21 protein-coding genes are annotated in these 23,129 nt (G+C 65.5%); 9 read left to right on the top strand and 12 right to left on the bottom strand.

Annotation, left to right across the window (positions count from 1 at the left end):
* Nucleotides 1–76: 76 nt before the first annotated feature.
* From ACYG9Z_RS09085 to ACYG9Z_RS09055, 7 genes are all read right to left on the bottom strand, one after another.
* Nucleotides 77–1,048, bottom strand: a complete 972-nt coding sequence (locus tag ACYG9Z_RS09085; protein WP_023669686.1) for an ABC transporter permease — start codon at nt 1,046–1,048, stop codon at nt 77–79.
* Nucleotides 1,045–2,595, bottom strand: a complete 1,551-nt coding sequence (locus ACYG9Z_RS09080) for a sugar ABC transporter ATP-binding protein (protein ID WP_023714099.1) — start codon at nt 2,593–2,595, stop codon at nt 1,045–1,047. Before ACYG9Z_RS09080 ends, ACYG9Z_RS09085 begins: the two co-directional genes overlap by 4 nt.
* Before the next feature lie 277 nt (nt 2,596–2,872).
* The gene (locus ACYG9Z_RS09075) at nt 2,873–3,907 is read right to left on the bottom strand and encodes an ABC transporter substrate-binding protein (RefSeq protein WP_023704174.1); all 1,035 of its coding nucleotides are present in this window, start codon (nt 3,905–3,907) and stop codon (nt 2,873–2,875) included.
* 78 nt (nt 3,908–3,985) lie between these two features.
* Entirely contained in the window at nt 3,986–4,900 is a 915-nt protein-coding gene (locus ACYG9Z_RS09070; RefSeq protein WP_023751383.1) for a sugar phosphate isomerase/epimerase family protein, read from the bottom strand.
* Between the two features lie 22 nt (nt 4,901–4,922).
* Nucleotides 4,923–6,458 carry a mannitol dehydrogenase family protein gene (locus tag ACYG9Z_RS09065; RefSeq protein WP_023751382.1) on the bottom strand — a complete coding sequence of 512 codons (1,536 nt, stop codon included), beginning with the start codon at nt 6,456–6,458 and terminating at the stop codon, nt 4,923–4,925.
* A complete protein-coding gene (locus ACYG9Z_RS09060; protein ID WP_023744114.1) occupies nt 6,455–7,237 on the bottom strand; it encodes an SDR family oxidoreductase in 783 nt (260 codons plus the stop codon). The genes ACYG9Z_RS09065 and ACYG9Z_RS09060 overlap by 4 nt, the downstream gene beginning before the upstream one ends.
* Before the next feature lie 79 nt (nt 7,238–7,316).
* Nucleotides 7,317–8,204 (bottom strand): MurR/RpiR family transcriptional regulator, encoded by an 888-nt coding sequence (locus ACYG9Z_RS09055; RefSeq protein ID WP_023744115.1) that lies wholly within the window; start codon nt 8,202–8,204, stop codon nt 7,317–7,319.
* Between the two features lie 301 nt (nt 8,205–8,505).
* Between ACYG9Z_RS09055 and ACYG9Z_RS09050 the strand changes: the two genes are divergently transcribed.
* Entirely contained in the window at nt 8,506–9,690 is a 1,185-nt protein-coding gene (locus tag ACYG9Z_RS09050) for a Gfo/Idh/MocA family protein (protein ID WP_023737575.1), read from the top strand.
* 6 nt (nt 9,691–9,696) lie between these two features.
* On the opposite strand, the gene ACYG9Z_RS09045 is transcribed toward ACYG9Z_RS09050, so the two are convergent.
* From ACYG9Z_RS09045 to ACYG9Z_RS09035, 3 genes are read right to left on the bottom strand one after another with little or no spacing between them, the layout of a single operon-like run.
* Nucleotides 9,697–10,560: a carbohydrate ABC transporter permease gene (locus ACYG9Z_RS09045; protein WP_023751381.1), complete on the bottom strand. Its 864-nt coding sequence runs from the start codon at nt 10,558–10,560 to the stop codon at nt 9,697–9,699.
* On the bottom strand, nt 10,557–11,447 hold the full coding sequence (locus ACYG9Z_RS09040; RefSeq protein ID WP_023726491.1) for a carbohydrate ABC transporter permease: 891 nt from the start codon (nt 11,445–11,447) through the stop codon (nt 10,557–10,559). Before ACYG9Z_RS09040 ends, ACYG9Z_RS09045 begins: the two co-directional genes overlap by 4 nt.
* Nucleotides 11,447–12,739 carry an ABC transporter substrate-binding protein gene (locus ACYG9Z_RS09035; RefSeq protein WP_023751380.1) on the bottom strand — a complete coding sequence of 431 codons (1,293 nt, stop codon included), beginning with the start codon at nt 12,737–12,739 and terminating at the stop codon, nt 11,447–11,449. Before ACYG9Z_RS09035 ends, ACYG9Z_RS09040 begins: the two co-directional genes overlap by 1 nt.
* A gap of 315 nt (nt 12,740–13,054) precedes the next feature.
* Between ACYG9Z_RS09035 and ACYG9Z_RS09030 the strand changes: the two genes are divergently transcribed.
* From ACYG9Z_RS09030 to ACYG9Z_RS09000, 7 genes are read left to right on the top strand one after another with little or no spacing between them, the layout of a single operon-like run.
* Nucleotides 13,055–14,329 carry an extracellular solute-binding protein gene (locus ACYG9Z_RS09030; protein ID WP_023751379.1) on the top strand — a complete coding sequence of 425 codons (1,275 nt, stop codon included), beginning with the start codon at nt 13,055–13,057 and terminating at the stop codon, nt 14,327–14,329.
* Nucleotides 14,330–14,378: 49 nt separating this feature from the next.
* Entirely contained in the window at nt 14,379–15,311 is a 933-nt protein-coding gene (locus tag ACYG9Z_RS09025; RefSeq protein WP_027049764.1) for a carbohydrate ABC transporter permease, read from the top strand.
* Nucleotides 15,308–16,165: a carbohydrate ABC transporter permease gene (locus tag ACYG9Z_RS09020; RefSeq protein ID WP_023751378.1), complete on the top strand. Its 858-nt coding sequence runs from the start codon at nt 15,308–15,310 to the stop codon at nt 16,163–16,165. The genes ACYG9Z_RS09025 and ACYG9Z_RS09020 overlap by 4 nt, the downstream gene beginning before the upstream one ends.
* Nucleotides 16,162–16,902, top strand: coding sequence for a PIG-L deacetylase family protein (locus ACYG9Z_RS09015; RefSeq protein ID WP_031243991.1), 741 nt, complete (start codon nt 16,162–16,164; stop codon nt 16,900–16,902). Before ACYG9Z_RS09020 ends, ACYG9Z_RS09015 begins: the two co-directional genes overlap by 4 nt.
* A complete protein-coding gene (locus tag ACYG9Z_RS09010) occupies nt 16,899–17,774 on the top strand; it encodes an ROK family protein (protein ID WP_023751376.1) in 876 nt (291 codons plus the stop codon). The genes ACYG9Z_RS09015 and ACYG9Z_RS09010 overlap by 4 nt, the downstream gene beginning before the upstream one ends.
* Nucleotides 17,771–18,541 (top strand): GntR family transcriptional regulator, encoded by a 771-nt coding sequence (locus ACYG9Z_RS09005; RefSeq protein ID WP_023683130.1) that lies wholly within the window; start codon nt 17,771–17,773, stop codon nt 18,539–18,541. The genes ACYG9Z_RS09010 and ACYG9Z_RS09005 overlap by 4 nt, the downstream gene beginning before the upstream one ends.
* Before the next feature lie 37 nt (nt 18,542–18,578).
* On the top strand, nt 18,579–19,370 hold the full coding sequence (locus ACYG9Z_RS09000) for a sugar isomerase domain-containing protein (RefSeq protein WP_023700933.1): 792 nt from the start codon (nt 18,579–18,581) through the stop codon (nt 19,368–19,370).
* A 60-nt stretch (nt 19,371–19,430) separates the two neighbouring features.
* On the opposite strand, the gene rsgA is transcribed toward ACYG9Z_RS09000, so the two are convergent.
* The gene (rsgA, locus tag ACYG9Z_RS08995) at nt 19,431–20,444 is read right to left on the bottom strand and encodes a ribosome small subunit-dependent GTPase A (RefSeq protein WP_245259850.1); all 1,014 of its coding nucleotides are present in this window, start codon (nt 20,442–20,444) and stop codon (nt 19,431–19,433) included.
* A 268-nt stretch (nt 20,445–20,712) separates the two neighbouring features.
* Here rsgA and ACYG9Z_RS08990 point away from each other — a divergent pair, with 268 nt between their 5' ends.
* Nucleotides 20,713–21,093 (top strand): endonuclease/exonuclease/phosphatase family protein, encoded by a 381-nt coding sequence (locus ACYG9Z_RS08990; RefSeq protein ID WP_023751374.1) that lies wholly within the window; start codon nt 20,713–20,715, stop codon nt 21,091–21,093.
* Between the two features lie 216 nt (nt 21,094–21,309).
* On the opposite strand, the gene ACYG9Z_RS08985 is transcribed toward ACYG9Z_RS08990, so the two are convergent.
* Complete coding sequence (locus ACYG9Z_RS08985; RefSeq protein ID WP_023751373.1) at nt 21,310–22,905, bottom strand: GMC family oxidoreductase; 1,596 nt, start codon at nt 22,903–22,905, stop codon at nt 21,310–21,312.
* Between the last annotated feature and the right edge of the window lie 224 nt (nt 22,906–23,129).

Genomic DNA, 23,129 nt, shown 5'->3' with positions numbered 1-23,129 from the left:
CCTCGTGGGGGAGATGTCCGGCAGGACAGAGGGGGGCGCGAAGGAACGCCGACGTCTCTCTGCGACAGCACACCCATCATTGCCGCCCCCGCATCGTGATAAACGCCCCGAACATCACCACCGCCACCATGATCAGCCCCTCGATGATGGCGGTGACATTCGGGTCGATGGCAAGCAGCGTCAAATCCGTGCGCACCAGGCGCAACACGAAGACGGCGACGATCGGGCCGAGCAGGCCGCCCTTGCCGCCGCCGAGCGCGACGCCGCCCAGCACCACGGCGGCGACGCTGGCGAGCAGATAGGGGCCGGGGATGGGGGCGCCGATGCCGGTGCTCATGGTCAGCGCCAGGCCGCCAAAGGCGGCGAACAGGCCGGACAGCGCATAGGCGATGATGCGAGTGCGCTTGACCGGCACGCCGGAGCGGAACGCCGCCAGTTCGCTAGAGCCGATGGCGTAGATGGAGAGGCCGAGGCGCGAGCGCCGCAGCGGTATCCAGATGACGCAGAGGCACACGATCAGCACCAGCAGCGCCTTGGGCAGCCAGGCGTCTATGGCGTCGGGCAGGCCGGGGATCGGTACGGTGCCAGAGATCAGCGCCTTCAGCCATTCGGCGATGCCGCCGCCCGGCGCGTCGAGTACCAGCAGGGCTGCACCCTGCAGCACGAACAGCATGGCCAGCGTCACGACAATGTCGGGCACGCGGGTGACGACGATGAGCAGGCCGTTGAGTGCGCCGAGCACGAAACCCATGGCCAGCACGAAGGGCACCACGAACAGCGCGTATTCCTCGCTCGCGCCATTCATCATCGACGCCGCGGTGACGCTGGTCAGCGCCATCATGGCGGCGACCGACAGGTCAATGCCGCCGGCGATGACGACGACGGTCTGCGCGGCGACTGCGAAGGCATAGGGCAGAACGGCTCGGGCGAGCGAGCCGAAATCATTGCTGCCATAGGCCGGCTGGATGATCCTGGTGGCGATGAACAGGACGATGAGCAGGGCGAACAGGCCGACGACCCAGCCTTGGCGGCGCAGGAAATGGCTCATGGCGCGGCCTCCGGCGAAGCCGAAGTGTTCGCGGTCGGATCAGCCAATATGCCGATATCGGCCTTGGCGCCGCGCGGCAGGCCGTAGGCGGCGCGCATCAGCGCCGGCTCGTCGGCCTCCTCGACCGGAAAAATGTCGACGAGGCGGCCGCCGAAGATGACGATGACACGGTCGCAGACGCGCTGCACCTCTTCCAGTTCGGAGGTGTAGAACAGCACCGACTTGCCGTTGCCGGCGAGTTCGCGCAGCAGCTTGTAGATCTCCTGCTTGGTGCCGACATCGATGCCGCGCGTCGGGTCGAAGCACAGGATGGTGCGGGCATCCGCCGCGATCCAGCGGGCGATGGTCACCTTCTGCTGATTGCCCCCGGACAGGCGCTGCACTTCGCCCTGGGCGCGGGTGTCGATCTGCAGCCGCTCGATGGCGCTGAGCACGGTCGCGCGCTCGCGGCGCATGTTGATCGGCCCCCAGTTGCGCAGCGCGGCACTGAAGGGCAGGGCGATGTTTTCACGGACCGAGCGCTGCATGGCGAGCGCCTCGGAGCGGTCGCCCGGCACATAGGCAATGCCGGCGCGGATGGCGTCGATCGGGTGGGAAAATTTCACGGGCTGGCCATCGACTTCGATGGTGCCGCCGGAGGGCCGGATCGAGCCGGCAAGCGCTGCGAACAACTCGTCCTGGCCCTGGCCTTCGAGCGCGACGACGCCGGCGACTTCGCCGTCGGCGAGATCGAAGGAGACATCGCTGAGCTTGGCGCCGACGCGCAGGTTTCGCACCGAAATGCGCGGCCGGGTGGTCGCGGGCGCGGCCTTCTCGGCAGCGCTGCGGGCAGCGACATGGGTTTTGACGATGCGGGTGCCGAGCATCAGCTCGACGATCTTTTCTTCCACGCCCGGCACGATGTCGACGACGCCGACGGTCTCGCCGTCGCGCAGCACGGTGGCGCGGTCGCACAGCGCCGAGATCTCGACGAAGCGGTGCGAGATGAAGATCACGGCGCGGCCCGAATCGCCCTGGCGGCGCACCACTTCCAGCACCTTTTCGGCAAGGTTGGCGGGCAGGGCCGCCGTCATCTCGTCAAGCAGCAGCACGTCGGGCTCGACGGCGAGCGCCCGCGCCAGGTCGAGCACGCGCAGCACGGCGAGCGGGATGTCGCGCGCGGTGTCGCGCAGATCGAGGTCAAGAATGCCGAGCTCGCGCACCCAGGCGCGGAATAGCTCGACCGGCGTGCCGGTGAGCCTGAGGTTGGAGAGAACGTCGAGATCGGGGATCAGCGACGGTTCCTGGTAGACGGGCAGCAGCCCGGCGCGGCGCGCGGCGGCCGGCGAGCGAATGTCGCGCGCCTCGCCGCGGATCAGGATGCGGCCGGCGTTCGCCGGAATGGCGCCTGTCAGGATCTTCACCAGCGTCGACTTGCCGGCGCCGTTGGCGCCCATCAGCGCGTGGACCTCGCCCGGCAGCACGGAGAGCGACGCGTTGCGAAGCGCTGCAACCGCGCCGTAGTTCTTGGCGACGCCGGTGGCGTCGAGGAGGGGGCTGGTGGTCAAATGGTTTGTTGTCAAAATTGATGGTTCCAGAAACTAATGTCGGCGCTCTACGGCGCCCCCCTCTGTCCTGCCGGACATCTCCCCACAAGGGGGGAGATTGGCAGTTCCGGCGCCGCCCCTCGTCTTGCGACGTAGAAAATTAGCGAAAGCCGAGATGACAGCCAATCTCCCCACCTGTGGGGGAGATGTCCGGCAGGACAGAGGGGGCGCCGTAGAGCGCTAGTCTGTGTGACGAGGACGGCCGTTCGCCGTCCTCGCGAGTTCATTCAAACCAGGCTTACTCCCCCGGCCCCTTGCAGGCCACGATCTGCTCCTTCGTGTAGGTCGTCCACTCCGGGATCGAGATCGAGACCGGCCATTCCGGGCTGAGCGACGGGTCGGCGGCTGCCTTCAGCTTGGCCTTGCCTTCGTCGGTGGCGTTGTCCCACAGCTGCGGGTCGACCAGCACGGTCTGCTGCGCCGGCTTCTTGCCGTCGAGGATCTGCAGCGCGAGCGTCACGCCCGCGCCGCCGATCGAGCCGGGGTTGGTGACGGCTGCACCGACGAGACCTTTCACCGAGCTCAGCTGGCCGACGAAGCCGGCATTGTCGGCGCCGACCACCGGCACCAGCGGCGCCTGCGATTCGACCAGCGCGTCGACGATGACGTTGTCGATGCCGGAGGTCCACACACCGTTGAACGGCGTGCCGGTGGCCAGGAACGACAGCATCTGCTGCTTGGCCTGATCCTGCTGCCAGCCGGTGAAGACTTCCTGAGCCACCTTCACGCCGGGGTTTTCAGCCAGCGCCTTCTTGAAGCCTTTGTCGCGATCGCTATCGGCCGAGGCGCCGGCGGCGCCGCGCATGTAGAACACTTCGCCCTTGCCGCCCATCTGCTGGAACAGCCATTTGGCGCCGAGATAGGCATACTGTTCCTGGTTGTTGGAGATGATGTAGGCCGACGGTTCGGTCACCGCCTGGTCGACGGCAACGACGACGATGCCGGCCTTGGTGGCTTCTTCCAGGCCCGCCTTGATGCCGGCGGGATCAGCGGGGTTGACGACGATGGCGTCGACCTTGGCGCTGATCAGATTGCGGATGTCTTCGAGCTGGCCGGCGGCATCGGTGTTGCGGTGGGCGATGTTGAGCTTCGTCACTTCGCCCGAAGCCAGCGCCTGCGCCTTCATGGCGCAGACCATTTCCTCGCGCCAGCCATTGCCCTGCACGGTGTTGGAAATGCCGATCGTGTATTTGGCTTCGGCCGACGACACGCCCATCGATGCCAGCAAGGCAGCGCCCGCAAGCAACGGGACCATGGTCAGTATTTTCTTCATGTCAGTACTCCTCCACATTGTTGTTTTTCGTCTCAGGGCCAGACCCTTCGGCAGGATCGGACCAAGTCATTCACCTCGTCATTTGACGAAGGGGCGCAGCACGTCGCGGGCGAGCAGGAAGCCCCGCTTCACCGCATCGTCGCTGCCTTCGAACCGCCTGTCCTCATGTTCGATGATGACCGAGCCGTCATAGCCGGCGCGGTAGAGGCCGGAGAAGAAGCCGCTCCAGTCGACATCGCCCAATCCCGGCATGCGCGGCACCTGCCAGCCTATCCCGGCGGAAAGGATTCCGCGCTCATACAAACCATCATGATCGATCATCAAATCCTTGGCGTGGACATGCAGCATGTAGGGGCCGAACTCCTTGATGAAGCGGCCCTGGTCGATCATTTGCCAGACCAGGTGCGAGGGGTCGAAATTCATGCCGACCTCGCCGCCCCAGGTTTCGAGGATGCGCCGCCAGACCAGCGGCGAATAGGCGATGTTGTGCCCGCCCGGCCATTCGTCATAGCTGAAGATCATCGGGCAGTTCTCGAAGGCGAGTTTTACCCCGTGGCCGCGCGCATAGGCGACGGTCTCGGGCCAGACTTTCAGCGCGTCCTGCCAGTTGACGTCGACGGTCTTCGAGGCATCGCCACCGCAGAAGGTGTTGACGACCGGCACGCCCATATTGGCGGCCAGCACGATGACCTTCTTCAGATGGCCGATGACGGCCTCGCGATGGGCAGGGTCCGGATGCAGTGGGTTGGGATAGTAGCCGAGGCCGGAGACCGTCAGCTTCTTCTCCGTCAGCGAAGCGACGATCTCCTTGGCCTGCGCGGGCGAGGTGGAAGCGGCATCGATATGGCTGGTGCCGGCATAGCGCCGCGTCGCGCCGGAGGTCTTCGGCCAGCAGGCGATTTCCAGCGCCTCGAAGCCGGCCGAGTGCGCCCAGCCGGCGACCTCGCCAAGCGGCGTCTCCGCAAAAGGTGCTGTAAGCACTCCTAGTTTCATTCTGCCTCCCTAGACCCGACGACTATAATGCCGATTGTTTGGATCGCTTCAACCTCGCGACCTCATCTTGTTCGAGACTGTGCCGGACAGCCGCCATCGGATCGTCCGACAGCAGGTCGCCCAGCGCCGATGTGACGGCCGCGCGGAACGTCCCGTCAACGGCAAGGCCGGGGTCGAATATCCCGTCGATGGCAAGGATGGCGGACACCAGCGCGCTGGCATCGGGACCCGTCGCGTCGGCGATTGCGGCGACCTTGCCGGCATAGGGATCCGACACCGGCCAGCGTCTGCCGAAACGTTCCGAGGCCTGGATCAGATAGGCCATCCAGCCGGCGACCGGCACCGACAGCAGGCCGATGCTCTGGCCCATCGCAAGCCGGTCGCGGATCGGGTTGAGCAGGCGCTGGACGATCTTCTGCGAACCGTCGGTTGCGACCTGGTGGTTGCGGTGGCGGATCGCGGTGTTCTTCAGCCGGCCGAGGCTCTGCTCGACATAGGCAAGCGGCAGGATGCCCGGCACCGGCATCAGCGTCGGCACAGTCTCTTCGACCAGCATGCGCCTGATGAAGTCCGACAGCAGCGGGTCGGCCATTGCATCCGATGTGTGCTCGAGACCAGCCAGAACGCCGAGCGTGGCGAGTGCCGTCTGGGCGCCATTCAGCACCCGCATCTTGAGATGCTCAAACGGCGTGACGTCGTCGACAAAGGTGGCGCCGACCAGATCCCAGCGCGGCATGCGGCCGGCGAATTTTTCCTCGATCACCCATTGCCGGAACGGCTCACCGACAGCGACGGCGGCATCGTGGTAGCCGAACCATTGTTCGACACTGTCGAGGTCATCCTGCGTCACCGCCGGCGCGATGCGGTCGACCATGGCCGCGGGGAACGCGACATTGGCCTCTATCCAGCGGGCCAGCCCTTTGCTCCGCCGTTCGGCAAACGTCCGCACGACATTGTTCAGAATAGTACCGTTGGTCGGGATGTTGTCACAGGAGAGAAACGTTATGGGTCGCTCATGTGTGGCCCTGCGCTGCTCCAGCGCCCGCACCAGCAGGCCGGGCACGCTGCGTGGCGTCTCGGGGTTGGCGAGGTCGTGGACGATGTCGGGATGGCCAAGGTCGAGTTCGCCGCTGGACGGGATGTGGCAATAGCCTTTTTCGGTCACCGTCATCGTCACCAGCTCGATATCGGGTGAGATCAGCACGCCGAGCGCCGGTGCCGCACTCTCCTGGCTGTCGACCACCCGGACGATGCTGCCGATGACGCGCGCCTCGATGTGGCTGTTCTCGCGGATCAGCCTTGTGTAGAGCCCGCCCTGCCGTCCCAGCGTGTCGGCAAGGCGGGGCGGACGGATGTTGATGCCGACGATGCCCCAGCGGTCGAAGCGCAGCGAGATGAGATCGTCGGTGTATTCGGCCTGATGGCAGCGATGGAAGGCGCCGACGCCGAGATGCGCCATGCCGGGCGCCAGCATCGTGCGGTCGTAGGACGGTGTCTGGACCGAAGCCGGCAAGCGATCGAGCAGCGCCGGCCCAAGCGTTTCGGTGGAAGCGCTCACCGGTTCGCTCCGATCACCGCCTGCTCCTGGTCGATGACCGCGCCGGTCATCGGGCCGGCGGCGTCGGACAGCAGGAAGACGGCGAGGCTGGCGATGTCGTTCGGGGTCAGCAGCCGCCCGAAAGGCTGCGCGGCATTGGCCTTGTCGAGCCAGCCGGGGCCGTTGCCCAATGTCTCCGCCTGCATGATGCGTTCGGCCGGCGTGTCGGTCCAGCCGACATTGATGCCGTTGACGCGGATGCGGTCGAAGCGGTGGGCGTTGGCGGCGTTCCTGGTCAGCGTCGCCAGCGCGCCCTTGGTGGCTGAATAGACGGCAAGCTCCGGCGAGCCGCAATGGGCATTGATCGACAGAATGTTGAGAATGGCGCCACCTTGGCCGCGCTGCTTCATGTCGGCAATCGCCGCCTGCATCAGGAAGAACGGCGCGCGCGCATTGACGGCAAACAGCGCCGCCCAATCGTCGAGGCTGGCGTCGAGGAAAGAGGCGCGATCGGTCAGGCCGGCGGCGTTGACCAGCGCATCGATGCGGCCGAAGCGCTCGATGCAGGCCTGCGCCAGAAGGGTGGGGGCGTCAGGATCGGCAAGGTCGGCGGCGACGAAGATGGTCGGCGTGCCCAATTGCGAAAGCTCGGCCGCCACGGCCTCGCCACGCGCCCTCTCGCGCCCGGTGACCAACAGCCCGGCGGCACCGGAACGTGCCAGCGTCTCGGCAATGGCGCGGCCAATGCCTTGCGTCGACCCGGTGACCAGAGCCACCTTGCCGTCAAGCCGGATCTCCATTCCTCCTCCCGGGAATAAAGTTTCTATTTTGAGAAATATGGAACGGCAATTCCCGATAGTCAATTGGACCAGTGACGCCTCATTCGCCGCGCAGCGTCGCCACGCCATGGACCAGCGCCATCCCAACGGCGAGCGAGGCCGCCAGTGAGCGGAAGCCGGCAAAGTCGGATTCCACCACTTCCAGCCAGCTGTCCGAGAGCGGGGTCAGCGGGCTGAAGGTGCTGTCGGTGACGGTGACGATACGCGCCTTGCGCTCATGCGCCACCGCGACGAGATCGGGCGTGATCGAATTGTAGGGGCTGAAGGAGACAGCGAGCACGGCATCCCGGCCGCCGATGCAGCCGATCTGGTCGAGTGCGGAGGAGCCGACATTGTCGACCAGCACGTTGCGCACGCCCTGCTGCGAGAGCGTCAGCGAGAGATAGGCGGTGACGGGAAAGGCGCGCTTGGAGCCGATGACATAGATCAACTCGGCCGCTGCCAGCAGCGCCACCATCTTGTCGAAACTCTCGACATCGAAGCCGGCCTCGATGCGGCCAAGCGAGGCCTGCGATGCGCCGACCATGCCGTGCAGGAAATGCAGATTCGGCTCGGTCTCAGTGCGCGGCTCGCCGCGCCCTTCCGGCCATGAGCCCTTGATGTGCTCCTTGAACAGGCCCTGGAAATCGGAAAAGCCGGAATAACCGAAGATCTGGGCAAAGCGCACCAGAGTCGAGGGCTGCACGCCGGCCTGTGCCGCAACCTGCGCGATGGTGCCGAGCGCGACGTCGCTCGGATGCTGCCACAGGAAGATTGCCACCTGGCGCAGCCGCTTGGGGAAATGCACCGTGCCCGACGACAGCACGGCGCGCAGCTCCTCGTAGGTCTGCGGCTGGATATAGCCGAGTGCTGCCAGGGAGCGCCCGCGCTTGCGCGTCGCCGCCTCGTCGGTGCTGGACCGTCCGGATGCCTTGCTTGCCCCAGTCATGATTTCAGGCTAGCGCGATACGATCGTTTTACAATATGAAAATTGGAAATCATGTTCGAAAGTGTGACTGATGCGAGCGGTCAAAAGCAGCGCTCTACGGCGCCCCCCTCTGTCCTGCCGGACATCTCCCCCACGGGTGGGGAGATTGGCAGTTTCGCCTTCGGCGCCCTCTTGCGACGTCTGAGATTGGCGAAGGCCGCTGTGGTGCCTGATCTCCCCCCTCGTGGGGGAGATGTCCGGTAGGACAGAGGGGGGCGGGACAGAACTCGACGACGGCAAAACTGTCTTCCCAGGAGGAAACATGGTCTACGCAACATCGGACGGATCGGCGGGCAAGCGGCTGCGGGTCGGCATGGTCGGCGGCGGCCGCAACGCTTTCATCGGCGCGGTGCATCGGCTCGCCATGCGCCTCGACGACCAGATCGTGCTGGTCGCCGGCGCGCTGTCGTCGGACCCGGAAAACGCCGCCGCATCGGCCGCCGTGATCGGCATCGCGCCCGAGCGCAGCTATGCCGATTATCGCGCCATGGCACGAGCCGAAGCGGCGCGGCCGGACGGCATCGAGGCGGTGGTCATCGTCACGCCCAACCATCTGCACGCGCCGATCGCCACGGCCTTTCTCGAGGCCGGCATCGACGTGATCTGCGACAAGCCGCTGTCGACGACGCTGGCCGACGCAGAAGCATTGGTGGCGCTGGCGCGGGAGAAAAAGCGACGCTTCGTCGTCACGCTCAACAACACCGGCTACGCCATGGTCCGCCAGGCGCGCGAGATGGTGGCGGCGGGCGCGCTTGGCCGCATCGTGTCCGTGCATGGCGCCTACATCCAGGACTGGCTGACCAAGCCGATCGACGCCGAGGGCCAGAAGCAGGCGGAGTGGCGCACCGATCCGGCGCGCGCCGGGCAGTCGGCGGTGCTGGCCGATATCGGCGTGCATGCCTTCAACCTGGCAAGCTATATCTCCGGCTGTGAGGCCGAGGCGGTGTCGGCCGATCTGTTCACCGCCGTCCCCAGACGCCGGCTCGACGACAATGCGCATGTGCTGGTGCACTGGACGGGCGGGGCGCGCGGCACGATCCTCGCCAGCCAGACCTCGCCCGGCCACTACAATGATCTCTCGGTGCGCATCTATGGCGACAAAGCCGGGCTCGAATGGTCGGGCGGCCGGCCGGAAGAACTGCGCTTCTCCATCTACGGCGAGGAGACCCGCACGCTGGTGCGCGGCGGCCATGGCTCGACCACTGAGAGCCAGCGCGTGTCGCGCATGCCGGCGGCGCATCCGGAGGGATATATCGAGGCCTTCGCCAATTTCTACCGCGACGCCGCCGACATCATTCGCGCGCACCGTTCGGGCGGGTCGGTTGATCCGGCGCGCGCGGCACAGGTGCCCGATGTCGTCGATGGCGCGCGCGGGGTGAAGTTTGTGGCGGCGGCGGTGGAGTCGAATGCTGCGGGTGGGGCTTGGACGGCGGCACGGTTCGGGTGAGGCGAGCTATCCCTTGATCGCCGAGCCGACGATGGAATCGACGAAGAAGCGCTGCAGGAAGGCGAACAGGATGAGCGGCGGCAGCACGGCCAGCGTCGCGCCGGCCATCACCAGGCCGGTGTTGACCGCGCCCCTGTTGTAGCTCAGCAACCGGCTCAGGCTGATGACGATCGGATAGGCGTCGGCATTGCCCTGCAGCACGGTCAGCGGCCACAGATAGCTGTTCCAGTGATAGACGAAGGCGAAGAGGGCCAGAGCCGCGATTGCGGGGGCGACGCTCGGCGCGACGATCTTGTAGAGGATCAAGAACTCCGAGGCGCCGTCCATGCGCGCGGCGTCGATGAGCTCGTCGGGCACGCCGGAGATGAACTGGCGCATCAGGAAGATGCCGAAAGCATTGGCGAGATTGGGCACGATGATGCCGGCGAGGCTGGCGTTGAGGCCGATCGAGCCGACCAGGCGATAGAGCGGGATCAGCGTCACGATCGGCGGCAGGAACATGGTGGCGATCAGCACAGAAAACAGCAGCGACTTGGCGGGGAAGTGGTATTTGGCGAAGGCGTAGCCGGCCATCATGCTGGTCAGCAGAATGCCGGCGGTGGTGATCGAGGCGATGACCAGAGAATTCCACATCGAGCGGCCGACATTGACCACGCCCGACACCTTCTCATAGGCGTCGAAGCTCGGCGTAAGGGGGATCCACACCGGCGGCACCTGCATGCTCTCGGCCGGCGTCTTGAGGCTCGACAGCACCATCCATACCAGCGGGAAGGCCGAGGCGACGGCGACCAGCAGCATCAGCGTCGCCAGCAGCGCCTTGCGGCCGGACAGGCGCCTGCGCGACAGCCGGCTCGACGATTCCGCACTCATTCGTCGTTCTTCCGGTTGGCGAAGGCAAACAGCGCGCAGACGACGACGATCAGCGAAAGCATCAGCATCACCGCCATGGCCGAACCCAGTCCACCCTGCGCACGCTCGATGCCGACGCGGCGGATGTGGTAGGTCAGCACATTGGTCGAGCCGACCGGCCCGCCCTGCGTGATCAGGGCAACCGGCTCGAACACCTGCACGGCGTTAATGATGGCGATGACGGCGCTGAACAACAGCGTGCGCCGCATCAGCGGCAGCGTGATGAAGCGGAACTGCTCGAAGCGGCTGGCGCCATCGAGCTTCGCCGCCTCGTAGAGGCTGCCTTGGATCTGCGTCAGCCCGGCGATCGCCAAAACGGTGAAGTAACCGACCTGTTGCCAGACATTGAGGAAGATGATCGAGATCAGCGCCGAGCGCGGCGACGACAGGAAGGGCTGTGGTCCCATGCCGATCAGGCCGAGCATCTGGTTGAGCGGCCCTTCGCTCGGCGAATAAAGCTTCGACCAGACCAGCGCCACCGCGATCATCGGCACCATGTAGGTGGCAAACAGCACCGTGCGCAGCGCCGTGCCGCCGGCGACATCGCGCTGGTAGACCATCAGGCCGAAGGCCACCGACAGAGGCAGGATGAGGACGACGGAGAGCGCGGTGTAGACGGCTGTGTTCGTGAGCGCGGCCTTGAAGTCGCGGCCGATCGAGGTGGCCCCGAAAATCTCGTGGAAATTGTCGAGGCCGATGAAGCTGGCGCTGGAAAACGGCGTCTGCGTCGACCAGTCCTGGAACGACAGCCAGACGGTGAGCAGCATCGGCAACAGGACGAAGATGCCGATCAGCGTCACGGCGGGCGCCAGCATGATGCCCGCCGAGGCACGGTACCTCTGAATCATTATTTGGCGGCGCGCTCCAGGATCGAAATGGCGTCGGCCTGCGCCGTCGCCTGCGCATCCTTGGCCGAGACCTGGCCATACTGCAACGCCTCGAGCGTCTGCTGCAGCGATTCCGAGAATTCCTGGCCGCCCGGCACCACCGGGAACGGCTTGGCGTCGGTGAGCACGCTGACATAGCCGGAGAGGAATTCCGAGCCGAGCTTGTCCTTGTGCGCCTCGATGTCGGAGAGGCGTGAGGGCAGGATGCCCATCGACATGAGGATATCCGACATCGCGGAAGCGCCGTTCTTTCCGGACTTTGGATTGTTCAGCCAGGCGAGGAAGTCCCACGCCGCCTTCTGCTCGGCGGCACCTGCATTGGCGTTGACCACGGTCATCCAGGAGTAGGAGATCGAATGCGGCTTGTCGCCGCTCGGGCCGACGGGAATCGGCGCCGTTGCAATGTCGGCGAATCTGTCGCCCATGCCGGCCTTCAGCGCGCTCTCCCACCAATTGGCCATGATGATCATGCCGGTCTTGCCGGAGACGAAATTGTCGAGGAAGGGGCCGGTGGTGTTGGCGTCGGCTGTCGCCATCGACGGCACGCTGGCGCCCGACTTGATCAGGTCTTCATAGAGCTGGAAAGTCTCCGCGGCCTGCGGGCTGTCGAGCACCGGCTTGCCGTCCTTGACCAGGTCGCCGCCATTGGAGACCAGCAGCGAGGCGAAGGGGTGGACGACGCCGGCCGCCCAGGAGTTGATCATGCCGAAGCCTTGCTGTCCCGCATCCTGGTTGGTCAGCTTCTTGGCCGCATCCTTGAACTCGTCCCAGGTCTTGGGTGGCGCCGCGATGCCGGCCTGCTTGAACAGCGCCTTGTTGTAGTTCAGCGCATAGACGTCGATTTCGTTGGGGATGCCGTAGAGCGTGCCGCCGACCGAGGCGGCGCTGGTGATGCCCGCCGGCCATGCGGCCTTGACCTCGCTGGCCACCGCATCGGGGGCGGGCGCGACCAGCTTGTCGCGCGCCAGTTCCGGCAACCAGAGATCGTAGATGCCGCCGATCGTCGGGCCGTCCGCGCCGCCGCCTTGCGAGCGCAGCGTGGTCAGGAGGTCGCCGAAGGGGACGGCGCGCACGGTGACGCTGACATCCGGATTGGTCTTGGCGTAATCCTTGGCCGCCGCTTCCAGCAGCGCGGCCGTCTCCGGCGACCAGTGGGTGAGATAGGAGATGTTGACCGATTGCGCCCAGCCGGTGGTGGGCAGGATGGCGAGGCCTGCGGCCAGTGCCAGTTTCGACGTCCAGGCAAACGACATTCCTCATCCTCCTATCGGTTCACAATGACGTTATGACAAGTCAGCGCGGCGACGCAAGGGCTTGCTGGCGAAAAAGTCTCACATGGAACGGTCACAGATTTCTTTGCAGCGCTGGAATGTGGATATTTATCGTTAGGTAACAAACGGATGCGGGTACTGCAATGTCGTGAGGGGCCAACGCCGCCATTCCTGAGGCGCAGCAGACCTCTTGCGAATGCCGCTATGTCATTATAATGACTTTTCCCGAGCCAATGACTCTCTCACGGCAGGAAATGCCGCGGGACGCCAAGGACAGAGAACAATGGGAGACTGGCAATGAGCATGCTTTCACTTGACCGGCGCGCAGCACTTGGCCTGATCGGCGGCCTTGCCGCCGCCTGCGCCGGCGTCTTCGCCTCATTGCCGGCGCGAGCCGCCGACAGCACGGTGACGCTGTGGAGCTGGCGCACCGAGGACGAGGCAGCGATGCGCCGCATCTTCGATGCCTTCGAGGCGAAGAACCCCGGCATCAAGGTCGCCATCCAGTTCACGCCCGATGCCGACTACCAGAACCGGCTGAGCACGGCGCTGCGCGGCGGGCGCGGGCCCGACATCGCCCAGCTCAAGGCCTATGGCGAATTGCAGCCCTTCGTCGAGGCCGGCTATCTCGACGCGCTGGACGACAGCGTGCCGGAGCTGAAGAACATGGAGGACGCGGCGCTTGGCGGCGCGCGCGGCCGCAGCGACGGCAAGCTCTATGGCGTGCCCTATTCGGTGCCGATGATGGGCGTCTTCTACAACCAGGATATCTTCGCCGCCCAGGGCATCGAGATACCGAAGACCTACAAGGATTTCACCGCCGCCTGTGAGAAGCTGAAGGCGGCCGGCATCACGCCGATCGCCACCGGCGGCGCCAACGGCTCGGCCTGGGAACTGGAGATCGCCGTCGGCGTCGTCGGCCCGACCGTCTATGGTCCTGAATTCTACGACGAGATGATGAGCGGCAAGGCGACCTTCGAGGATCCGCGCTATGTCGCGGCGCTGAAGCGCTTCGCCGAGCTGAAGCCGTATTTCCCCGACGGCTTCGCCGGCATCGACTACACCACCGCCACGCAGCAGTTCATCGGCGGCAAGGCGGCGATGTTCCTCGGCGGTTCGTTCGAGAACGGCAGCTTCAAGGCGCAGAACCCGAAGCTGAAATTCTCGATCTTCCCGTTCCCCGCCGACGATGCCGGGGCAAAACTCTACACCTCGGCCTTCTCCGACGGCTCCTATGGCCTGGTCTCCGAGAGCCAGAACAAGGAAGCCGCGACCAAGGTGCTGGGCTTCATGGCTTCGGCAGAGTTCGCGCAGATGTTCGCCGACGAGCTCGGCTGGCCGCCGGCCCGCACGGATGTGACGGTGAAGGATCCAGTGCTGGCCGCGATGATGGAGATGGCGAAGAATTCGACGCCGTATCTGACGCTGGTCGGCTTCCGCTGGCAGTCGCCGACGGCGTCTTCGGTGCTGCAGTCGGAGATCATCGACATGGTCGAAGGCAACATCGCGCCGGAGAAGCTGGCGGCCGACATGCAGGCCGCGGTCGCCACCTGGTTCAAGCCGAAGCAGTAGGCGCGGCCAGTCGCAAAAGCGGCCGGCCTCTCACGGACCAGAAAAGCGCATGAGCACCCTTCGCCGCACCAGCAGCCTTCGCCGCACGCAGCAGCGCATGGCCGTGCTGTTCACCCTGCCGGCGCTGGCGGTCTATGCGCTGTTCGTCCTCTATCCCCTGGGGATGTCGCTCTGGGGCAGCTTCTTCGTCTGGAAGGGGCTGCGCATGGTCGAGTTCGCCGGCCTGTCGAATTTCTCAAGGCTGTTCGTTTTCCCCAGCGGCGCGCGGCTCTACGGCGCGCTGTGGCACAACACCGCCTGGTTCTTCGGCATCATGCTGTTCCAGAACGGAATCGGGCTTTTGTTCGCCTGGCTGCTGTTCCTGCGCGACAGGGGTGCTGCGTTCTTCCAGTCGGTGTTCTTCTTTCCGGCGGTGCTGAGCCCGGTCATCGTCGGCGCGCTGTGGCGGTTGCTTTTGGCACCGGGCGGCGTCGTCGAATGGGCGCTGAACGGGCTTGGCCTGCACCAAGGCAGCCTGACCGTGCTCGGCAACAGCCACACCGCGCTCGCCATGCTGATCGCCGTCGATGCCTGGAACTGGATGGGCCTGCCGGTGCTGATCTACACGGCAGGTCTGCGGCAGATTTCCGGCCAGATTTTCGAGGCGGCAAAACTTGACGGCGCCGGCAATGCGCGCATGCTGTTCTCGATCGCGCTGCCGCTGCTGATGCCGGCGCTGGGCACGCTGACGACGCTGTCGTTCATCAACACCTTCAACCAGTTCGACATCGTCTATGTCATGCAGGGCGTGCAGGGCAATCCGAGCTATTCGACCGACACGCTGGTGACCTACTTCTACCGGCTGGCCTTCGGCGCGGAAGGCGCTGTCGGCATCACCGATATCGGTCTGGCGCTGGCGCTCGGCACCGTGCTGTTTTTGATCCTCAGCATCGGCACGCTCATGATGCTGCGCTTCTTCGACCGCCGCACGGTGCAGCTATGAGCGCGCTGGCGATTGCGCAGAGGCCAGACATCTCACGGCAGCTGGCGCGGCTGCCCGGCTGGACGGTGCTGATCGCATGGACGGCGGCTGTGCTGTTGCCGCTCTACATCCTTGTCGTCTCCTGTTTCAAGACCACGGCCGAGATCTACGACAACAGGCTCGGCCTGCCGCAAAGCTTTGCCTTCGACAATTTCATCAACGCCTGGACGCGCGCCGATCTCGGCCAGAATTTCATCAACAGCCTGATCGTCACGGGCGGCGCGGTCATCCTCACCATCGTCGTCTCGGCGATGGCCGCCTATCCGCTCAGCCGCTACAAGCTTGGCTGGAATGCCATCATGCTCGGCCTGTTCCTGTCCGGCATCATGCTGCCGATCCGGCTCGCCTCGGTCGAACTGTTCACGCTGATGCGCAATCTTGGCCTGCTGGATTCGCTGACCGGGCTGATCCTGGTCTATTCGGCGATCCGCATTCCCTTCGCCGTGTTCATCTTCGCCAATTTCATGCGCGTCTTGCCCTCCGAGTTGGACGAGGCGGCGCGCATGGACGGCGCCGGCGAGGTGCGCATCCTGTTCCAGATCATCCTGCCGATGGTCAAGCCGGCGGTGTCGATCGTGGCCATCTTCACCGCGATCGCGGTGTGGAACGATTTCTTCTTCCCGCTGATCTTCATCTTCGACGACCGCTACAAGACGGTGCCGCTGGCGATCAGCGTCTTCGTCGGCCAGTTCCGCACCGACTGGGGCCTGGTGTTCGCCTCGCTGGCGATCTCCATGGCGCCCATCCTGATCATGTATTGTCTGCTGGCGCGCCAGATTCGCGAAGGCGTCGGTACCGGAGGGGGCATGAAATGATCGAAGACAGGATTTATGCGGCGAAATCGATCCTGGTGGTCGGCGCGCACGCCTTCGATGCAGAGGTGATGGCCGGGCCGCTGGCGGCCGCTGCCGTCAAGCGCGGCGCCACGGTGACCTTCCTGCATCTGACCATGGGTGAGCAGGGCCATCCGTACCTGGTTCCCGCGCATTATTGCGTGCAGAAGGAAGAGGAAGCGCGCAGCGCGGCGGAGCGGCTCGGCGTCGCCATGCGTGGCTTTGGCCTGCGCGACGGCTTCCTGCCCACAGACGATCAGACGGCGCTCGAAGTGGGCGACATCATTCGCGAGCTGAAACCCGAGATCGTCATCACCCATTGGCACGGCAGTTGGCACAAGGACCATCGCGCCGCCGCGCATTTGACGAAGACCGGTATCTTCTTCGCCGGACTGCCGACCGTTGCCAGCGACCATCCGGCGCACACGCCGCAACTGCTGCTGTTCGGCGAGAACTGGGAGGACGATGACGGCTTCCGGCCCGAGCATCTCGTCGATGTCAGCGACGGGTTCGAGGCCTGGCGCGACGCGGTCATGGAGTATGAGCTGGCGCGCGGCCTGAGCAGCTTCCCCTATGTCGACTACTACAGTTCGCTGTACCGGCTGCGCGGCTGCCTGCGTGGCACGCGCCATGCACAGGCCTTCGCGGCGGCGTCGCATTCGTGGAATGCCGGCAGCGGCCTGTTCTCGCTCCCCTTCGGCAAAGGGTCCGGTCGATGAGGCGGGTACTCGCCATCGATCTCGGCGGCACCAATCTGCGCGCCGCCGTATCTACGGGCGATGTCGGTGCGTTGGAGGCGCTGGGCAGCGAGCCGGCGCCGGCAACCCTTGGTGCCTTCATTGCGCGAATCGACGCGCTGTGCGCTGAGGCCGGGTCGGTCTCAGCGCTTGGTATCGCGGTGCCGGGTCTGGTCGAGGGCTCAATCTGCCGCTGGATCCCCAACTTGCCGTTCCTCGACGGCGTCGATATCCAGCCGCTGTTTCCCAAACTGCGCGTAGCGCTCGGCAATGACGCGCAGATTGCGCTGCTGGCGGAGGCTGTCGAAGGCAGTGCGAAAAACATGTCGGATGCGATCCTGCTCGCCATCGGCACCGGCATCGGTTCGGCGGTGCTGGCCAATGGCCGCATCGTTGCCGGCGCGCATGGCGGCGCCTGCTCGTTCGGCTGGGCCTGCGCCGACGTCAAAGATCATGGCGAGGAGCGCAGCGGCTGGCTGGAGCGCGTCGCGTCGGGCCGGGCGCTTGATGCCCTTGCCGGACAGATCGGCCTTGCCGACGGCCGCCAGCTGATCGCCGCTGCCCAGGCCGGCGAACTGGCCGCACTCACCTTGCTTGAACTGCCGGCGCGACAGCTCGGCACCGCGCTTGCAGGCGCTGTCGCGCTGCTCGATCCGCAAGCGGTTCTGATTTCGGGTGGTTTGGCGGAGGCGCTGGATGTGATCCGGCCGCCGCTGCTTGCAGCGCTGCGACGCCAACTGCCGCCGCATCTGCGCGGCATCGACGTCAAGCCCGGAAAATTCGGTCCCCGCGCCGGCCTCGTCGGCGCGGCGCTGGCCGGCGCCGTTGGGCAAGGGTGGAGGCAGGTGCGATGAGCGAAGCAAGCTTTCAGCAGCCGGACCGCAGACGGCCGGAGCCGCTCTGGTATCAGGTCGAAGAGGCGATCCGCGCCATCGTCAAGAGCGGCGAATGGGCAACGGGCGACCAGATCCCGGCGGAGGACAGGCTGTGCGCCCTGTTCGGCGTCAGCCGTATCACGCTGCGCCACGCGCTGCGCAATCTCGAGGAGGCCGGGCTGCTCAGGCGCGAACATGGCCGCGGCACGTTCGTGCGCTCGACCACGCTGGTCGCCGGCACGCGTGAGCTGACCAGCTTTACCCAGGAGATGGGCAATATGGGCGTGGTCGCGGGCTCGCGCCTGCTCGACTGCAGCCTGACCACCGCCAACGCGGCGGCTGCCGGCGCGCTGGAGATCGAAGAGGGCGATCCGGTGGTGCGCATTCGCAGGCTGCGGCTCGGCAACAACGAGCCGATCGGCATCCAGACGGCGCAGCTGTCGGCGGTGCGCGTGCCGGGCTTCCTCGATGCCGGCCTGCTGCAGGGCTCGCTCTACGAGGCGCTGGAGCGCCATTACGGGATCGTGCCGGTGGCCGCGCGGGAGAACTACCGGGTCGGCGCGGTCGGCGCGGCGGACGCCGAACTGCTCGACCTCGCCGTCGGCAGCCCGGCCTTCGTCGTCGAACGCATCACCACCGACGAGCGCGGCCCGTTCGAATTCACCGTCTCGATCATGCGCGGCGACCGCTACGAAATCCGCTCGACGCTGCGCGCCGGACGCGTGCCACTGAACCCGAGAAGCTGATCCATTCCAGACCGACACAGCAAACAGGAGTACCCACGTGTCCGATCTCTACATCCACCGTCTCGCCGCCCTCATCGACCAGGCTGCGAAAGCCAATGAAGAGGCCTTTGGCCAGGCCGCCAGCCGCTTTGCCGACTCCCTCGAGGGCGGCGGGCTGGTGCATCTCTATGGCTCCGGCCATTCGGTGCTGCCGGTGCAGGAAGTGTTTCCGCGCTATGGCAGCTATGTCGGCTTTAACCCCCTGACCGACCCGCGCGTGATGTGGCACAATGTGCTCGGCGCCGGCGGCGTGCGCGAGCTTTTGTGGCTGGAGCGTACGGAAAAATACGCCGAAAAATTCCTCGACCACCAGCCGCTCAACAAGGGCGATTCGATCATCATCTTCGGCCATAGCGGCCGCAACTCGTCGGGCATCGACACCGCGCTATACGCCAGGAAGCGCGGCATCTTCGTCGTCGCGGTCACCAGCAAGAACAATCTGGACAAACCGGCGACGCATTCGTCCGGCAAGCGGCTGGCCGATGCCGCCGACCTCGTCATCGACACCTGCTCGCCGATCGAGGACGCCATCGTGCCGGTCGAGGGCTGGAGCCGGCCGGTGTCGGGCTCGTCGACGGTGCTTGCCATGATCCTGGCGCATGAGCTGATCGCGCGCACGGCCGAGCAGCTCGCCAAGCGCGGCATCGAACTGCCGGTCTTCGCCTCGCCGACCATTGCCGGCGTGACGCTGCACGACACCGACGTCATCTACGGCGTCTACCGCGAGCGCATGCTGGAGGCGCAGCAGAAGCACCTGCCGACCTTCCAGGCAACGATGCGCGGAGAGTGAAAAAAGGGAGGCCCGGCACATGCCGGGCCTCCGAAGTCTCGTTCCTCAATTCCTATCCGCTCAACGCCGCTTCGGGCGGCCCGCGGGCGATTTGTTGCCGCGCGGCCCGCTCTGAACCGGCGTGTTGCCTTGGTTTTCCTCCGACAGCTTGCGCCAGCGGGCAAGGCGCTCGGGGTCGAGCGTACCCGCCTTCAACGCAGCCTGCACCGCGCAGCCCGGTTCGTGGACATGGGTGCAGTCGCGGAACTTGCACAGCGGTGCGAGCTCGGTGATTTCGGCAAACAGCGTGTCGATGCCGGAGGCGACGTCGCTGACATGCAGCGTGCGCATGCCCGGCGTGTCGATTACCCAGCCGCCGCCGGCAATGGCGTGCAGCGATCTGGCTGTGGTGGTGTGGCGACCCTTGGCATCGTGTTCCCGGATGCCCGCGGTCTGTTGCGGCGATTGCTGCGCCGATCCGGCCAGCGTGTTGACCAGCGTCGATTTGCCGACCCCGGAGGAGCCGACCAGCGCCACCGTCTGCCCTGCGCCACACCAGGGAGCAAGCGCCGCTGCGGCATCGGCGACGCGCGGGTTCAGCGTCACTACGGGCAAACCACGCTGAAGGGCGGCAGCCTGGCTTTGGTATCTCTCGGCATCGTCAGCGGTGTCGGCCTTGGTCAGCAGGATCACCGGCGTCGTTCCGGCCTGGTTGGCCAGCGCCAGATAGCGCTCGAGCCGGGCGATGTTGAAATCGGCATTGCAGGACGTCACGATGAACAGCGTGTCGACATTGGCCGCGGCCAGCTGCGGCACCCTGCCGCCCTGTGTGCGGCGCTCCAGCACCGTCTTGCGGGTCAGGCGGCGGCGCAGCAGATGTGTATGCGGCTCGACCAGCACCCAGTCGCCGACGGCATAGTCGCCGGTGTTGGCATTGGCCGGCAGCGTCAGATCCACTGGCCCTGACAGAGACAGGCCGGCGAGGCGGTCGCGGTGCACCGAGGCGATGCGCGTCGGCACTAGGTCTGCCTCATCGGCTTCAAGCTGGTCGCCGAAGAAATCCGTCCAGCCCAGGCTTGCGAGGGAAGCCGTCACGGTTTTGACCACGGGGACGGCGTCACAGACATCGGAGAGTATCCTTTGGCAAAATGGGCGCGGACCCTCGGGGCGGTTGTTCAAGCCGTGTATGGGCGGCATGGCGGCATTTGGCAAGCCGAACCGCGCCGATGGCCAAGCCGTTTCGCGCACCGCGTGGAACGCATCGAGGCGGTGGTTCGCTGAACGTCACCAGACACGGAACCCTATCGTGGCACCTATCCGCGTCGCGTGCGTCGAGGGTCGTTCAACATTGAGGAAAAATCCTATGCGCTTACGCCTCGTTACTCTCAATGTCTGCAACACGGAAGGCGAACCGGAGCGCCTGGCGGCCATCAACCGGGAGCTGGGGCGGCTCGACCCGGATCTGGTCGCCTTTCAGGAGGTCATCCAGACAGCCGATGTGAAATTCCTCGATACGCTGCCCGATGGTTTGGATTTGCATGCAACGCATCAAGCCTCGTCGTCGACCTCGAAGTTGGCAAGGACGGCTGAGGATGGCAGGTCGGGAAGCCTGGCAGAAGGGAGGGGGATGGCCGGCGCCACAGGGGGCGGGGGGTTGGGATGGGGTTGCCTGAAGCACCGGCCAAAGCGGGACAAGTCCCACGCCCACAAGCTAGCAGAGCTTGGATCGGTTCATATGGTGTGATCGCGGAACTGGCGCAAAAGCGCTTTCACATCCCCGCGCAGGCGTCGGCAACGAGCCCGCAACCGGGGGTTTCCGGTCGGTTGGTGGGTTGCGCAAGCGTCGGTTGAAGGCGCTGCGGGAGGCTGTCGTTTTTAGTGCGGTTCGAGTGCTATGCGCTCAGCGACAGGTGCTCAAGGCAGGGCAATCGCGTGGCGCCACCACATGCGATTGTCCTGCTTACGCCACCGGCAGCGTTCGCCCCGCAATCAGATCCGCAGCCTTCTCCGCAATCATGACCACGGCCGCGTTGGTGTTGGACGACACGATGCTCGGCATGACCGAGCTGTCGCAGACACGCAGGCCTTGCAGACCGCGCACGCGCAACTCGGGATCGACGACGCTGTCGGCATCGCCGCCCATCCGGCAGGTGCCGACTGGGTGATAGGCGCTGCGGCCATGTTCTCGGGCGAAGGCTTCGAGTGCTGAGCGCCCCTGCATCGCCTTGCCGGGCAGATGCTCGCGGCTGATGTATCTGGCGAAGGCTGGCTGCGACAGGATTTCGCGGCTGATCTCGATGCCGTCGATGGCGCGTTCGAGATCATAGCGCTCGGCGAACGGGTTGGGGTCGATGATGGGCGCATCGCGCAGGTCCGCGGACTTGAGCGTGACGCTGCCGCGCGAACGCGGGCGCACATGGTAGGAGTTCAGCGTGCAGCCATTGCCGCCGGGAACCGAGCCGATGCCTTCCTCAACGCCGGCGCCGGGCAGGAAATGGAACTGGATGTCCGGCGTCTTCTCCGCGCGGTCGCCCCACCAGAAGCCGCCGGCCTCTACAATGTTGGAGGCCACCGGCCCCTTGCCGAACAGCGCATATTCAAGACCGGCGACCGCTTGCCAACGCTTCTTCTTGTAACGGTCGATGCCGTGCGGTCCGTTGAGCTCGGCGACGACATCGACGTCCATGTGATCGTGCAGATTCTGGCCGACGTTTTTGGAATCGTGGACCACCTTGATGCCGTGCTGGCCGAGATGCACGGCCGGGCCGATGCCGGACAGCATCAGCAATTTCGGCGAGCCGATGGCGCCGGCGGCGACGATGACTTCGCGCTCGGCGCGGAGCAGTTCGGTGCGGCCATTGACGATGATCTCTACACCGATGGCGCGGCCGTTCTCGACCACGATGCGGCTGACCGAGGCGTCGGTGCGTAGCGTCAGATTCTTGCGGCCGAGCGCCGGCTTCAGATAGGCGACCGCCGTGCTCGAGCGTTTCCCCTGACGCGTCGTCGTCTGGTAGAAGCCGGCGCCCGCCTGCTCACCGGCGTTGAAGTCGGCGCGGAAAGGAAGGCCCGCCTGCTGCGCCGCCTTGACGAAGATGCGGGTCAGCGGATGCGGCGCGCCGCTGGAGACGCCGAGCGGGCCGTCAGTGCCGTGCTGCGCATCGGCAAAAGTGTCGTTGCCCTCGGAGCGGACGAAGTAGGGCAGCACGTCGGCATAGCTCCAGCCGGCACAGCCATCGTCGGTCGCCCAGCCATCGTAGTCCTGCGGGCAACCACGGGTGAACACCTGGGCGTTGATCGAGGAGCCGCCGCCGAGCACACGCGCCTGCGGATAGACCATGGTGCGGCCGTCGATCTCCTTGCCGGGCGCGGTGTCATAGCCCCAGATCAGAGGCCCCGACGTCATCTTGAAGAAGCCGACCGGCAAATGGATGTAGCGGTCGGTGTCGGGCGGACCGGCCTCGAGCAGCACGACGGACACGTCCGGGTCCTCGCTCAGCCGGGCGGCCAGAATGCAGCCAGCCGAACCGCCGCCGACAATGATGTAATCCGTCATTTCCACTCCCGGGTTCTCTTTGTTGGAGCATGATCTCCGGACAAAACGGTTTCTCGATTTGTCCGAGAAAACCGGTTCCCACTTCTAGGGATCATGCTCCGGCGGGCGATGAAATCACCGCCCCTTCCTCTTGCGCGCGACGATCTCAAGTCGCTTGTGCCACGTCAAGAGAAAGGGTATGGTTATCGTGTTGAAGGGTTGTCGTACAAGTGGAGGAGCTTGAC

This window comes from Mesorhizobium sp. RSR380A (genome assembly GCF_054719385.1).
Note: the sequence above shows the minus strand (reverse complement) of the source record. Positions and strands in the feature narration are given on the sequence as shown.

Bases quoted from the DNA above. Each gene is read 5' to 3' on its own strand.
- ACYG9Z_RS09085 (WP_023669686.1), bottom strand. From the start codon at position 1,048: ATGAGCCATTTCCTGCGCCGCCAAGGCTGGGTCGTCGGCCTGTTCGCC.
- ACYG9Z_RS09075 (WP_023704174.1), bottom strand. From the start codon at position 3,907: ATGAAGAAAATACTGACCATGGTCCCGTTGCTTGCGGGCGCTGCCTTG.
- ACYG9Z_RS09070 (WP_023751383.1), bottom strand. From the start codon at position 4,900: ATGAAACTAGGAGTGCTTACAGCACCTTTTGCGGAGACGCCGCTTGGC.
- ACYG9Z_RS09060 (WP_023744114.1), bottom strand. From the start codon at position 7,237: ATGGAGATCCGGCTTGACGGCAAGGTGGCTCTGGTCACCGGGTCGACG.
- ACYG9Z_RS09055 (WP_023744115.1), bottom strand. From the start codon at position 8,204: ATGACTGGGGCAAGCAAGGCATCCGGACGGTCCAGCACCGACGAGGCG.
- ACYG9Z_RS09050 (WP_023737575.1), top strand. From the start codon at position 8,506: ATGGTCTACGCAACATCGGACGGATCGGCGGGCAAGCGGCTGCGGGTC.
- ACYG9Z_RS09045 (WP_023751381.1), bottom strand. From the start codon at position 10,560: ATGAGTGCGGAATCGTCGAGCCGGCTGTCGCGCAGGCGCCTGTCCGGC.
- ACYG9Z_RS09040 (WP_023726491.1), bottom strand. From the start codon at position 11,447: ATGATTCAGAGGTACCGTGCCTCGGCGGGCATCATGCTGGCGCCCGCC.
- ACYG9Z_RS09035 (WP_023751380.1), bottom strand. From the start codon at position 12,739: ATGTCGTTTGCCTGGACGTCGAAACTGGCACTGGCCGCAGGCCTCGCC.
- ACYG9Z_RS09030 (WP_023751379.1), top strand. From the start codon at position 13,055: ATGAGCATGCTTTCACTTGACCGGCGCGCAGCACTTGGCCTGATCGGC.
- ACYG9Z_RS09025 (WP_027049764.1), top strand. From the start codon at position 14,379: ATGAGCACCCTTCGCCGCACCAGCAGCCTTCGCCGCACGCAGCAGCGC.
- ACYG9Z_RS09020 (WP_023751378.1), top strand. From the start codon at position 15,308: ATGAGCGCGCTGGCGATTGCGCAGAGGCCAGACATCTCACGGCAGCTG.
- ACYG9Z_RS09015 (WP_031243991.1), top strand. From the start codon at position 16,162: ATGATCGAAGACAGGATTTATGCGGCGAAATCGATCCTGGTGGTCGGC.
- ACYG9Z_RS09010 (WP_023751376.1), top strand. From the start codon at position 16,899: ATGAGGCGGGTACTCGCCATCGATCTCGGCGGCACCAATCTGCGCGCC.
- ACYG9Z_RS09005 (WP_023683130.1), top strand. From the start codon at position 17,771: ATGAGCGAAGCAAGCTTTCAGCAGCCGGACCGCAGACGGCCGGAGCCG.
- ACYG9Z_RS08990 (WP_023751374.1), top strand. From the start codon at position 20,713: ATGCGCTTACGCCTCGTTACTCTCAATGTCTGCAACACGGAAGGCGAA.
- ACYG9Z_RS08985 (WP_023751373.1), bottom strand. From the start codon at position 22,905: ATGACGGATTACATCATTGTCGGCGGCGGTTCGGCTGGCTGCATTCTG.